Source organism: Pseudomonas paraeruginosa PA7, assembly GCF_000017205.1.
In the GTDB taxonomy this organism is placed as follows: domain Bacteria; phylum Pseudomonadota; class Gammaproteobacteria; order Pseudomonadales; family Pseudomonadaceae; genus Pseudomonas; species Pseudomonas paraeruginosa.
On sequence record NC_009656.1, the window covers coordinates 731,157 to 744,052 of the forward strand.

Annotated in this window: 10 protein-coding genes; all 10 read right to left on the reverse strand. The window is 63.2% G+C overall.

Going from position 1 to position 12,896, the window contains the following annotated elements; genetic code table 11:
- Positions 1-80: 80 nt before the first annotated feature.
- The 10 genes from PSPA7_RS03475 to lptD all read right to left on the reverse strand — a co-directional run bounded on the left by PSPA7_RS03475 (position 81) and on the right by lptD (position 12,814).
- Positions 81-1,634, reverse strand: a complete 1,554-nt coding sequence (locus PSPA7_RS03475) for a SpoVR family protein (protein WP_012074170.1) — start codon at positions 1,632-1,634, stop codon at positions 81-83.
- Positions 1,631-2,902, reverse strand: coding sequence for a YeaH/YhbH family protein (locus PSPA7_RS03480; RefSeq protein WP_012074171.1), 1,272 nt, complete (start codon positions 2,900-2,902; stop codon positions 1,631-1,633). The genes PSPA7_RS03475 and PSPA7_RS03480 overlap by 4 nt, the downstream gene beginning before the upstream one ends.
- A 100-nt stretch (positions 2,903-3,002) precedes the next feature.
- The gene (locus tag PSPA7_RS03485; protein WP_012074172.1) at positions 3,003-4,925 is read right to left on the reverse strand and encodes a PrkA family serine protein kinase; all 1,923 of its coding nucleotides are present in this window, start codon (positions 4,923-4,925) and stop codon (positions 3,003-3,005) included.
- A 280-nt stretch (positions 4,926-5,205) separates the two neighbouring features.
- On the reverse strand, positions 5,206-5,538 hold the full coding sequence (glpE, locus tag PSPA7_RS03490) for a thiosulfate sulfurtransferase GlpE (protein ID WP_003149627.1): 333 nt from the start codon (positions 5,536-5,538) through the stop codon (positions 5,206-5,208).
- 43 nt (positions 5,539-5,581) lie between these two features.
- A complete protein-coding gene (locus PSPA7_RS03495) occupies positions 5,582-6,433 on the reverse strand; it encodes a symmetrical bis(5'-nucleosyl)-tetraphosphatase (RefSeq protein ID WP_012074174.1) in 852 nt (283 codons plus the stop codon).
- The gene (gene apaG, locus PSPA7_RS03500; protein ID WP_012074175.1) at positions 6,433-6,813 is read right to left on the reverse strand and encodes a Co2+/Mg2+ efflux facilitator ApaG/CorD; all 381 of its coding nucleotides are present in this window, start codon (positions 6,811-6,813) and stop codon (positions 6,433-6,435) included. Before apaG ends, PSPA7_RS03495 begins: the two co-directional genes overlap by 1 nt.
- A gap of 36 nt (positions 6,814-6,849) precedes the next feature.
- On the reverse strand, positions 6,850-7,656 hold the full coding sequence (gene rsmA, locus PSPA7_RS03505; RefSeq protein ID WP_012074176.1) for a 16S rRNA (adenine(1518)-N(6)/adenine(1519)-N(6))-dimethyltransferase RsmA: 807 nt from the start codon (positions 7,654-7,656) through the stop codon (positions 6,850-6,852).
- A gap of 115 nt (positions 7,657-7,771) precedes the next feature.
- Positions 7,772-8,758 carry a 4-hydroxythreonine-4-phosphate dehydrogenase PdxA gene (gene pdxA / locus PSPA7_RS03510; RefSeq protein WP_012074177.1) on the reverse strand — a complete coding sequence of 329 codons (987 nt, stop codon included), beginning with the start codon at positions 8,756-8,758 and terminating at the stop codon, positions 7,772-7,774.
- The gene (locus PSPA7_RS03515; protein ID WP_012074178.1) at positions 8,755-10,047 is read right to left on the reverse strand and encodes a peptidylprolyl isomerase; all 1,293 of its coding nucleotides are present in this window, start codon (positions 10,045-10,047) and stop codon (positions 8,755-8,757) included. Before PSPA7_RS03515 ends, pdxA begins: the two co-directional genes overlap by 4 nt.
- Positions 10,028-12,814 (reverse strand): LPS-assembly protein LptD, encoded by a 2,787-nt coding sequence (lptD, locus tag PSPA7_RS03520; RefSeq protein WP_003152145.1) that lies wholly within the window; start codon positions 12,812-12,814, stop codon positions 10,028-10,030. Before lptD ends, PSPA7_RS03515 begins: the two co-directional genes overlap by 20 nt.
- Between the last annotated feature and the right edge of the window lie 82 nt (positions 12,815-12,896).

Genomic DNA, 12,896 nt, shown 5'->3' on the forward strand with positions numbered 1-12,896 from the left:
CGGCCGGCTTCTTGTTCTGGTGTGGGGCGGCCCCGACCGTGCCGGCATGCTGTCCGGCGGCCGGGGCGGGCGTCAACCGATCAAATGGGCGGGATGATCAGGTCCAGTCGCGGATAGCCTTCCTCGCCCTCGCTGACACCCTTGGGCGGCATGTGGTGGGTCTGGATCAGCTGGTCGCCCTGCAGGGTCTCCAGGTGGATGTCGAAGCCCCAAAGGCGATGCAGGTGCTTGAGCACGTCGGCGGTTGAGTCGCTCAGGGGCTGGCGGTCGAACTGCTGGTGACGCAGGGTCAGCGAGCGATCGCCGCGGCGGTCGACGTTCCAGATCTGGATGTTCGGCTCGCGGTTGCCGAGGTTGTACTGCGCTGCCAGGGTCTCGCGGATAGTGCGGTAGCCGGCCTCGTCGTGGATCGCGGCGACCAGCAGGTCATCCTTCTGGTCGTCGTCGAGGATGCTGAACAGCTTCAGGTCGCGGATCACCTTGGGCGAGAGGAACTGCAGGATGAAGCTCTCGTCCTTGAAGCTTTTCATGGCGAACTTGAGCGTGGCGAGCCAGTCGCTGCCGGCGATGTCCGGGAACCAGCGGCGGTCCTCCTCGGTGGGCTCCTCGCAGATGCGGCGGATGTCGCGGTACATGGCGAAGCCCAGGGCGTAGGGGTTGATGCCGCTGTAGTAGGGGCTGTCGAAGGATGGCTGGAAGACCACGCTGGTGTGGTACTGCAGGAACTCCATCATGAAGCCGTCGTTGACCAGGCCTTCGTCGTAGAGGTCGTTGAGCAGGGTGTAGTGCCAGAAGGTGGCCCAGCCTTCGTTCATCACCTGGGTCTGGCGCTGTGGATAGAAGTACTGGGCGATCTTGCGCACGATGCGGATCACCTCGCGCTGCCAGGGCTCCAGCAGCGGTGCGTTCTTCTCGATGAAGTAGAGGATGTTCTCCTGCGGTTCGCTCGGATAGCGCGCGGTGGATTGTTCCTTGTCCTTGCCGCCGGTGCGCGGGATGGTCCGCCAAAGGTCGTTGACCTGCCGCTGGATCAGTTCCTCGCGCTCCTTCTGCCGCTGCCGCTCTTCCTCGGCGGAGATCGGGTAGGGTCGCTTGTAGCGGTCGACGCCGTAGTTCATCAGGGCGTGGCAGGAGTCGAGCAGGTCTTCCACCGCGTCGATCCCGTAGCGTTCCTCGCATTGCATGATGTACTGCTTGGCGAACACCAGGTAATCGATGATCGAGCTGGCGTCGGTCCAGGTGCGGAACAGGTAGTTGCCCTTGAAGAAACTGTTGTGCCCGTAGCAGGCGTGGGCGATCACCAGCGCCTGCATGCACTGGGTGTTTTCCTCCATCAGGTAGGCGATGCACGGGTCGGAGTTGATCACGATCTCATAGGCCAGGCCCATCTGGCCGCGCTTGTAGTTCTTTTCCGTGCTGAGGAAGTGCTTGCCGTAGGACCAGTGGTTGTAGCCGATCGGCATGCCCACCGAGGCGTAGGCGTCCATCATCTGCTCGGCGGTGATCACCTCGATCTGGTTCGGGTAGGTATCCAGTGCGTAACGCTCGGCGATCCGGCTGATTTCCCGGTCGTACTGCTGGATCAGCTCGAAGGTCCATTCCGAGCCGGTGGCGATGGGCTGGCGCTTGCTCATGCGACGAGCCTCCTCTGGAACAGCTCGCGGAACACCGGGTAGATATCCGACGCCGACACGATCTGCTGCTGGGCGAAGCTGTCTTCGAAGGCTTCGCGCACGCGCTCGTACTCGAACCACAGGGCCTGGTGTTCGCGCGGGGTGATCTCGACGTAGGTGTAGTACTGGACGAACGGCATGATCTGCTTGAGCAGGATGTCCCGGCACACCGGCGAGTCGTCGTTCCAGTTGTCGCCGTCCGAGGCCTGGGCGGCGTAGATGTTCCACTCATGGGTCGGATAACGCTCGGCCATGATCTCCTGCATCATCTTCAGCGCGCTGGAGACGATGGTGCCGCCGGTCTCGCGGGAGTAGAAGAACTCCTCCTCGTCGACCTCGCGGGCGCTGGTGTGGTGGCGGATGAACACCACCTCGATCTTCTCGTAGTTCCGCTTGAGGAACAGGTAGAGCAGGATGAAGAAGCGCTTGGCGATGTCCTTGGTCGCCTGGGTCATCGAGCCGGAAACGTCCATCAGGCAGAACATCACTGCCTTGGAGGTGGGGTTGGGCTGCTTGACCAGCAGGTTGTACTTGAGATCGAAGGTATCGAGGAACGGCACCCGGTCGATGCGCGCGCGGAGTTTGGCGATTTCCAGCTCGAGTTCCTGGATATCGCCGAGGTTGTCCGGCTCTTCGCGCCTGATCCGCTCCAGTTCCTTCAGCGCCGCGCGCAGCTTGGCCCGGCTGCCGCCGGACAGCGCGATGCGCCGCGCATGGGCCGAGCGCAGGGTGCGGACGATATTGATGCGCGACGGGTTGCCGTCGTTGCTGATGCCGGCGCGGATGGTCTTGAAGGTATCGGTGCCGGTGATGTGGCGCTTGACCAGGTTGGGCAGTTCCAGGTCCTCGAACATGAAATCGAGGAATTCCTCCTGGGTGATCTGGAAGACGAAGTCGTCCATCCCCTCGCCGCTGTTGCTGGCCTTGCCGCCGCCGCGACCGCCGCCGCCGCCGGAGGGGCGGGCGATGTGTTCGCCGGCGGTGAATTCCTTGTTGCCCGGATGGACCACCGTCTGCCGCCCGCCGCGGCCATGGTGCAGCACCGGTTCGTCGATATCGCGCCCGGGAATGCTGATCTGCTCGCCGTGCTCCATGTCGGTGATGGAGCGTCGGCTGACGGCCTCCTCGACGGCCTTCTTGATATGCTCACGGTAGCGCCTCAGGAAGCGCTGGCGGTTCACCGTGCTCTTGTTCTTGCCGTTCAGACGCCGGTCGATGACGTAGCTCATGAATGCTCCTCAGGGCCTGTGGCTCCCCGCCGGAGCGGAGGCGCCGAGGTCCGAATGCGACGGCGACCGGTACGGCCGAAACGACCGTACCGATGGCAGACTACTGCGACTTGCGAACCCGCAGGTACCATTCCGACAGCAGGCGGACCTGCTTCTCGGTGTAGCCGCGCTCGACCATGCGTTTGACGAAGTCGTTGTGCTTCTGCTGGTCCTCCTTGCTGGCCTTGGCGTTGAAGCTGATGACCGGCAGCAGGTCTTCGGTGTTGGAGAACATCTTCTTCTCGATCACCACGCGCAGCTTCTCGTAGGACAGCCAGCTCGGGTTCTTGCCGTTGTTGCCGGCGCGGGCGCGCAGCACGAAGTTGACGATCTCGTTGCGGAAATCCTTCGGGTTGCTGATGCCGGCTGGTTTCTCGATCTTCTCCAGTTCCTCGTTGAGGGCGGCGCGGTTGAGGATCTCGCCGGTTTCCGGGTCGCGGTATTCCTGGTCCTGGATCCAGAAGTCGGCGTACAGCACGTAGCGGTCGAAGATGTTCTGACCGTATTCGCTGTAGGACTCCAGGTAGGCCGTCTGGATTTCCTTGCCGATGAACTCGACGTAGCGCGGCGCCAGGTATTCCTTGATGAAGCGCAGGTAGCGCTCGCGGGTTTCCGGCTGGAACTGTTCCTGCTCGATCTGCTGTTCGAGGACGTAGAGCAGGTGCACCGGGTTGGCCGCTACCTCGTGCGGGTCGAAGTTGAATACCTTGGAGAGGATCTTGAAGGCGAAGCGGGTGGAAAGCCCGGCCATGCCTTCGTCGACCCCGGCCGAGTCGCGGTATTCCTGGATCGACTTGGCCTTGGGATCGGTATCTTTCAGGTTTTCCCCGTCATATACCCGCATCTTCGAGTAGATGTTCGAGTTTTCCGGTTCCTTCAGTCGCGACAGGACGGAGAACTGCGAGAGCATCTTCAGGGTGTCCGGCGCACAGTGGGCGTGGGCCAGCGAGCTGTTGATCAGCAGCTTGTCGTAGATCTTGATCTCATCGGCGACGCGCAGGCAGTACGGCACTTTGACGATGTAGATGCGGTCGATGAACGCCTCGTTGTTCTTGTTGTTGCGGAAGCTGTGCCATTCCGACTCGTTGGAGTGAGCCAGGATGATGCCGCTGTAGGGCAGGGCGCCGAGGCCTTCGGTGCTGTTGTAGTTGCCTTCCTGGGTCGCGGTCAGCAGCGGGTGCAGGACCTTGATCGGGGCCTTGAACATCTCGACGAATTCCATCAGGCCCTGGTTGGCCCGGCAGAGCGCGCCGGAATAGCTGTAGGCGTCGGCGTCGTTCTGCGGGAATTCCTCCAGCTTGCGGATATCCACCTTGCCGACCAGTGCGGAGATGTCCTGGTTGTTCTCGTCGCCCGGTTCGGTCTTGGCGATGGCGACCTGGTTGAGGATCGAGGGGTACAGCTTGACCACGCGGAACTGGCTGATGTCGCCGCCGAACTCGTTGAGACGCTTGGTCGCCCAGGGCGACATGATCGAGCGCAGGTAGCGCCTTGGGATGCCGTAGTCCTCCTCGAGGATGGCGCCGTCTTCGTCCGGGTTGAACAGCCCCAGCGGCGATTCGAAGACCGGCGAGCCCTTGATCGCGTAGAAGGGCACCTTCTCCATGAGTTGCTTGAGTTTTTCCGCCAGGGAGGATTTACCGCCGCCGACCGGGCCGAGCAGGTAAAGGATCTGCTTCTTCTCTTCCAGGCCCTGGGCCGCATGGCGGAAGAACGCGACGATCTGGTCGATGCATTCCTCCATGCCATGGAAGTCGGCGAACGCGGGGTAGCGACGTATCACCTTGTTGGAAAAGATCCGCGACAGCCTGGAGTCCACCGAGGTGTCCAGCAGTTCCGGTTCGCCGATCGCCATCAGCAGGCGCTCGGCGGCGGAGGCGTAGGCTGTCTTGTCTTGCTTGCAGAGATCGAGATATTCCTTGAGGGAATACTCCTCTTGGCGGGTCGCTTCGAAGCGTTCCTGGAAGTGACTGAAAATGCTCATGACGTCTCCTCGCTCGATGCAATGAGCCGGCGCGGGATCGGTCGTGCGGGTGCGGGAGGGCCGCCAGCCAGGCCGGCGAGAATCCCCCAGACTCCGACGCTGCACGGTGCTTCCCTTTTCCGCCAGCGCTCCTAACGGTCACAGCCGATGGCCCGGAAGCCGGTGTGCCGGCTCTCCCCTGTTTTGGATGGCCTGAGGAAAAGAATAGTTCGTTCTGGGCGGAGTAAAGGAAGAAAGGCGAGAGAAGTTACAGTTTTTTTGGGGTAGCCCGCGGGGTGGCCTACTCCGCCTCGCCGGTGCTGGTATCCGCGGGATAGACGCTGCGCCACAGCTCGAAGCCGCCGTCGAGGCTGTAGACGTCGCTGAAGCCCTGCTGGATGAAATAGGCAGCGGCGCTCTGGCTGGAGTTGCCGTGGTAGCAGACCACCACCAGCGGCGCATCGAGGTCGGCGGCGGCGATGAAATCCACCACCGAGTGGTTGTCGATGTGCCGCGAGCCGCTGATATGGCCAAGGGCGTAGCTCTGCGGGTCGCGGATGTCGACCACCTGGGCGCCGTTTTCGCGGAGTTGACGGGCCTGTTCGGGGGCGATGCGCTGGAAGGTGTCGCTCATGACGGGATACCTGTGTGCAGGGCGTCCGGCGGACGCCGTGGGTTCATGCCGGTGGGCCGGCGGGCTTGGCCGAGGCCTGCTGTCCGGCGCAGTCGCAGCTCAGGCGTTCGCCGCTGTCTACGTTCAGCAGGGTCATCTTCGCGCCCCAGACGCAGCCGGTATCCAGGGCGAACAGCCCGGGCTCGTCGCACTGGCCTTCGAGGGCCGCCCAGTGGCCGAAGATGATCTTCTCGCCGCGGGTCTTGCGCGAGGCGAAGCTGAACCAGGGGGCGTAGCCGGGTGGCGCGGTGTCGAGGCCTTCCTTGCTCTTCAGGTCGAGCCGGCCGTCTTCGGTGCAGAAGCGCATGCGCGTGAAATAGTTGGTGATCACCCGCAGGCGCTCGATGCCATGCAGCTTCTTGTCCCATTTGGCCGGTTCGTTGCCGTACATGCCTTCGAGGAACAGCGGCAGGCGCTGGTCGTCGCGCAGCGCCTCCTCGACCTCGGCGGCGCGCAGGCGGGCTTTTTCCAGGCTCCACTGCGGCGGGATGCCGGCATGCACCAGGGTGACCTGGCGTTGTTCGTCGTAGTGCAGCAACGGCAGGCGTCGCAGCCAGTCGAGAAGTGCTTCGCGATCGGGCGCCTCGAGGATTTCCCGCAGCGTATCGGACTTCTTCAGGCGCTCGGACCTGTGCGCCACCGCCAGCAGGTGCAGGTCGTGGTTGCCCAGCACGCTGACCACCGCCTCGCGCATGGCATAGAGGAAACGCAGGGTCTCCAGCGACTGCGGTCCGCGATTGACCAGGTCGCCGACCAGCCACAGGCGGTCCTTGGCCGGGTCGAAGGCGACACGTTCGAGCAGGCATTTCAGGGGTTCCAGGCAACCCTGCAGGTCGCCGACCGCATAGACCGTCATCAGTGCAGCGCTCCCGGCACGGCCAGGCGGAACACCGGAATCGCGGCGTCGAAGGCGACACCGTCGCTGCCAAGCATCTGGTAGCTGCCGCGCATGCTGCCGACCCGGGTCGCCAGCACCGTGCCGCTGGTGTAGGTGTGTTGCGCGCCGGGGGCGATCAGCGGTTGCTCGCCGACCACGCCGGCGCCACGGACTTCCTGGGTGCGGCCGTCGCCGTCGGTGATGATCCAGTGACGCGACAGTAGCTGGGCCGAGACCTCGCCCCGGTTCTCGATGGTCACCGTGTAGGCGAAGGCGAAACGGTTCTGCTCCGGCGCGGACTGCTCGGGAAGATAGCGGGTGTCGACCCGGACGTTGACCTGGTGCTGGGTGTCGCTCATACGGCTTGCCTGATTCCTGTCGGGTGTTCTTTCAGACTAACGATTGCCTTGCAGCTCGGCCAGCCGGTTGGCCAGGCGGACGAACGCGGCCAGGTCGAGCTGCTCCGGGCGCAGGGTCGGATCGACCGCGGCGGCTTCGATGTCTTCGACGCTCAACAGGGGCTTGAGGGTGTTGCGCAGGGTCTTGCGGCGCTGGTTGAAGGCCTCGCGGACCACCCGCTCGAGCAGTTTCGGATCGCGTGCCGGATGCGGCGGCTCGGCGAAGGGGGTGAGGCGGACGATCGCCGAGTCGACCTTGGGCGGCGGGTTGAAGGCGCCGGGGCCGACGTTGAACAGGTGTTCCACCCGGCAATGGTACTGGACCATGATCGACAGCCGGCCCCAGTCGCCGCCGCCCGGCGTGGCCGCCAGGCGTTCCACCACCTCCTTCTGCAGCATGAAGTGCATGTCTTCGATCACCGGCGCGTGCTCGAGCAGGTGGAAGATCAGCGGCGTGGAGATGTTGTAGGGCAGGTTGCCGACCACTCGCAGCTTCTCGTCGCTCTCCACCAGCGAGGCGAAATCGAACTTGAGGGCGTCGCCCTGGTGCAGGCTGAAACGCGGCTCGAGGCCGAATTTCAGCTTCAACAGGGGGATCAGGTCCTGATCGAGCTCAATCACGTCCAGGCGCGCGCCGCTGCCCAGCAGGCCTTCGGTCAGGGCACCCTGGCCGGGGCCGATCTCCAGCAGGCGCTGCCCTTCGCGGGCGTGGATGGCACGGAGGATGCGGTGGATCACCCCGGCATCGTGCAGGAAGTTCTGGCCGAAGCGCTTGCGCGCGCGGTGTTGGTAAAGCTCGGACATCGGGAACGGTTCCAGGCTGCGGGCCCCAGGCCAAGGCGGGAGGCGCGGATGCGAAAGGGCGCCATTTTAGCAGCGATGCGCCGGGCCGGCAGGGCTAAACGATGGCCGACCGGCCTCAGGAGCGGCTGACGGCCATCTGGTAGGCGGTTTCCAGGGCCACCTGCAGGCTGCCGCTGTCGATGCGACCGCTGCCGGCGAGGTCGAGGGCGGTGCCGTGATCGACCGAGGTACGGATGATCGGCAGGCCCAGGGTCACGTTGACTGCGGCGCCGAAGCCCTTGTACTTGAGCACCGGCAGGCCCTGGTCGTGGTACATCGCCAGCACCGCGTCGCAGTGCTCCAGGTGCTTGGGGGTGAACAGGGTGTCGGCCGGCAGCGGGCCGACCAGGTCGAGACCTTCGTCGCGCAGGCGTTCGAGGCAGGGCTCGATCACCTCGATCTCTTCCCGGCCCAGGTGGCCGCCTTCGCCGGCGTGCGGGTTGAGGCCGCAGACCAGGATGCGCGGGCGGGCGATGCCGAACTTGTCGCGCAGGTCGGCGTGCAGGATGCGAGCGACCCGCTCCAGACGCTCGGTGGTGATGGCGTCGGCGACCTCGCGCAGCGGTAGGTGGGTGGTCGCCAGGGCCACGCGCAGGCCGCGGGTGGCCAGCATCATCACCACCTGGCGGGTGTGGGTGAGGTCGGCGAGGAACTCCGTATGCCCGGAGAAGGGAATCCCGGCTTCGTTGATCACGCCCTTGTGCACCGGGGCGGTGATCATCCCGGCGAAGTGACCGTCGAGGCAGCCCTGGCCTGCGCGGGTCAGGGTCTCCAGGACGTAGGCGGCGTTGGCCGGGGTCAGCTGGCCGGGGCGTGCTGGCGCGGCCAGCGGCGTATCCCAGACATAGAGTTGGCCGGCCTTGGCCGGGGCGCCGGGCCAGGCGGCGGGGGAGGCGTCGAGCAGGTCGATCGCCAGGCCGAGTTGGCCCGCGCGCTCCTGCAGGAGCGCGCGGCTGGCGATGGCGATCAGGGGGTGGGGCTGGGCGGAGCGGGCGAGCAGCAGGCACAGGTCGGGACCGATGCCGGCCGGCTCGCCGGGAGTCAGCGCGAAGCGCAGGCTCACTGCTTGATTTCCACGTAGGCCTCGTCGCGGATCTGCCGCAGCCAGGCTTGCAGTTCCTCGTCGTACTTACGGTTGCGCAGCACGCTCACCGCCTGCTGTTCGCGGAACTTCTCGCTGCTGTCGGTGGCGCGACGGCCGAGGACCTGCAGGATGTGCCAGCCGAACTGCGAGCGGAACGGCTTGGACAGCTCGCCCTGCGGGGTATCGTTCATCACCTGGCGGAACTCGGGCACCAGGGCTTCCGGATCGATCCAGTTCAGGTCACCGCCGTTGAGCGCGGAGCCCGGATCCTCGGAGAAGCTCTTCGCCAGTTCGCCGAAGTCCTCTCCGGACTGGATGCGTTCGTAAAGCTTCTGCGCCAGCTTCTCGGTCTCGGCGTCGCTACGAATCTCGCTGGGCTTGAGCAGGATATGGCGGACATGCACCTCGTCGCGGACCATCTTGCTGCCGCCGCGCTTCTCTTCCAGCTTGAGGATGATGAAGCCGCCCGGGGTGCGAACCGGCTCGGTGACGTCGCCGACGGCCAGCGAGCCGATCATGCTGTCGAAGGGCTGCGGCAACTGGGCGGCCTTGCGCCAGCCGATCTCGCCGCCTTCCAGGGCGTTGTCGCCGGCCGAGCGGGAAATCGCCAGTTGGCCGAAGTCGGCGCCCTGCTTGAGTTGCTGATAGAGCTCCTGGGCCTGGCGCGCGGCGGCCTGGATCACGTCGGAGGACGCGGCTTCGGGCACCGGGATCAGGATATTGGCCAGGCGGTACTCTTCGGAAAGCTGGATCTTGCCCATGTCCGAGGCGAGGAAGTTCTTCACTTCCTGCTCGCTGACCTGGATGCGTTCGGCCACCCGACGCTGGCGCACGCGACTGATCACCATCTCGCGGCGAACCTGGTCGCGGGCATCGGCGTAGGAAAGGCCGTCGCGAGTCAGCGCAGCCTGGAACTGCTCCAGGCTCATGCCGTTGCGTTGGGCGATGGTGGCCATCGCCTGGTTCAGCTCTTCGTCGCTGATGCGGATGCCGGAACGGTCGCCGATCTGCTGCTGGATGTTCTCGATGATCAGGCGCTCCAGCACCTGCTGGGTCAGCACGTGCTCGGGCGGCAGCGGCGCGCCACGCTTGAGCAGCGTCTGGTGCACTTCACGCAGGCGCTGGTCGAGCTGGCTCTGCATGATCACATCGTTGTCGACGATGGCGACGACCCGGTCCAGTGGTACCACTTCGGCATGCGCGAAGGAGCAAAGGAGTGCTGCGCCCAATGCAAGGGGGCGCAGCCGGTTACATAGCTTGGTCTTCACGTTGACGATAACCTTGGATGCCTTTGTCGAGGAACATTTCCGTCTTGTTGCCCACGATGCCGCCGAGGCCCTTCAGGACGATCTGCAGGAAGATGCCGCGGTCGGCCTTCTCGCTCTGCACGAGGAAGGCATCGTCGTCCACGTCCAGCCAGTAGCGGTTGATCAGACGCAGCTTCCAGCAGCAACTGTCGTATTCGAAGCCGCCGAAGGCCTCGAGGGTGCGGTTCTTGTTGTAGTCGTACTGCCAGCGGGCGAGCACCGACCACTGCGGCACCAGCGGCCAGATGACCGAGAAGTCGTGCTGCTTGATGATGTCGTCTTCGCGGCCGTACATGAAGCGACCTGTCGAACTGTTGAAGCGACGGGTGTCTTCGCGATAGCGATAACCCGCATTGACAATTTTGTTTGGGTTCGCTTCTGGTTGATAATGGAACATTGCGCTACCCGATTCGGTACGCTTGGTGCTGGGGTTCCAGTTGAAGTCGGAAGTAACGTTCCAATCTCGATTGAAGCGATACAAGCCTGCCAGCGCATATGGTGAGCGCCAACTGTCGTTGTCAGGCTCCTTGATATCCATATTTGGATTTTCTTGTTTTAAGCGAGCTAAATCTTTTTCTGTCAGGCCGGGCAATTGTACACGTCTGTCGCGGAAGTAATAAATTTGGCCGGCACTCAAAGTTGCTCGCTCGAAGCCATTAGGCTCGATGAAGCGGCTAGTTACACCCAGCGAAAGCTGATTGGCGTCACCAACACGATCTCGCCCAGCGAAGCGGTTTTCTCGCCACAAATAGTCATAACTAAAGGTATGTTCGCTGGTGTCAAAAACAGGAATGTTGTCCTGGTCCTTATAAGGAACATAGAGGTACATAGCCCTTGGTTCCAATGTTTGCCGGAACTTCGTTCCAGCAAAGGCTACGTCTCGATCAAAGTACAACCCGCCGTCAACTTTTACCAGAGGTAGTGAGCGATCCTGGCTACTGTTGAACTTTTCATCGTAAACCTTGAGACTAGTCTTGCCCTTGCTATCCAGATCGAGGTCGTACTTAGTGTAAAGATACTTCAGCGACGGAGTCAGATAGCCCCAGCTGCGTGTCATCGGCAAGCTCATGCTTGGCTCGAGGTGAATGCGGTCGCCAGTCGAACGGGCTAAGCCTTGAAGCGAAGCATCTGGGCGAAAACCCCGCACGGTGCCATCATCGTTAAAGTAGACATTTTCGTCTAGGTCACGATCAAAGCGGACAAACTCAGTACTGTAATTAAGTTTTAGACCGCCTGGACTGTAGGGTAGAAAACCGTCAAACGTAATTTGAGGAAGGCGATCATATGGGGTTACATCGGTTGTAGTCGCCAGTTGATAGGATTGAGCATTCAATCGGCCCGTGAAAGTATCGCCGCGGTAGGTCAAGGTTCCCCGCTGATTGAGATAGGTAGTGCTACCTACACCTAAATCACTATCCAGATCTTGGAAATAGTAAGGATCGCTGATGCGTGTGTAGTCGACCTCGGCCAGCCAGCGTGAATCGAGGCCGGTAGTATTCTTGATGCCGTACAGCCAGCGGTCCTTGCTGTAGTCCGGGAAGTTCTCGCGGTGATCGTCCTTGTCGTTCAGGTAGGCGGCGTTGATGGTGCCTTCGCTGCTGTGGGTCAGGTAGCGGAACTCGCCTTCCAGCATCATGCCGCGCTTGGCCATGTAGCGCGGGTACAACGTGGCGTCGTAGTTCGGCGCCAGGTTGAAGTAGTATGGGGTGACCAGGGTGAAACCAGTGTCGCTGGTGCTGCCGAAGCTCGGCGGCAGGAAGCCGGACTGGCGGCGGTTGTCGATCGGGAAGTAGATGTACGGGGTGTAGAACACCGGGAAATCTTTGACCCGCAAGGTCGCGTTGGTCGCGGTGCCGAAGCCGGTGGCCGGGTTCAGCTTGACGTTGTTGCCCTTCAGGGTCCAGGCGTTGCTGCTCGGTTCGCAGCGGGTGTAGGTGCCATCCTTGAGCATGATGATGGCGTTCTCGCTGCGCTTGGCGTACAGCGCGCTGCCGCGGGCATGGGCCTTGTGGATCACGTATTCGGCGTTGTCGACCTGGGCCTCGCCGTTGTCCAGCTGGACCTGGGCGTGGTCGCCCACCACCAGCATGCCCTTGTCGCGCAGCTTGACGTTGCCGATCAGTTCGCCGCGGTTTTCCAACTGGTGCAGGTTGGCCTCGTCGCCCTCCACCTGCATGCTGCCCTGGCGCAGGACCACGTCGCCGGCGAGGGTGGCGATCTGCTTGTCCTGCTCGTAGCGCGAGGCCTTGGCCGAAACATAGGTCGGGCTCTCGTCGTTCGGCGCGCCATCGTTCATGCCCGGACGGACCGGTTCGATGTAGGAACCGCCGCAATAGGGGCCGATTTCCGCCAACTGGGCGGCGGTCAGCTTCTCCCGCGGAATCCAGTCGAGGTGCGAGTAGTCGGCGCTGCGCGACTTCAGGGCACGGCCGCCGGACTCGGTGACCAGGCGTTGGGCCGGTTCGGCCTCGACCGTTTCGCCGCCGCCGGATACGCTGCCGCCCGCTGCGGCGGTGCTGACCGAAGTCGCGGTATGCGCGGGGCGTGGCGGCAGGTTGGCATTGGCGTTCTGCAGCGGGGAGCAATCCCAGCCGCCGGTGGCCGATACCTTGCAGTCGAACTGATCGGCGGCCTGTACAGTCAATGCTGCGACCGGCTGCAGAGCCAGCAGGCTGCCGGTGACCAGCAGGGGAAACTTTCTTCGAAACACGAGGGATTTCACTGCCATCTTGTTAATCCGGGCTTCCTGCGCGCCATCGGCCCGGTGGGCCGCACGCCTCTCGATGGGCTGAAAAAGATGCTGGATAATA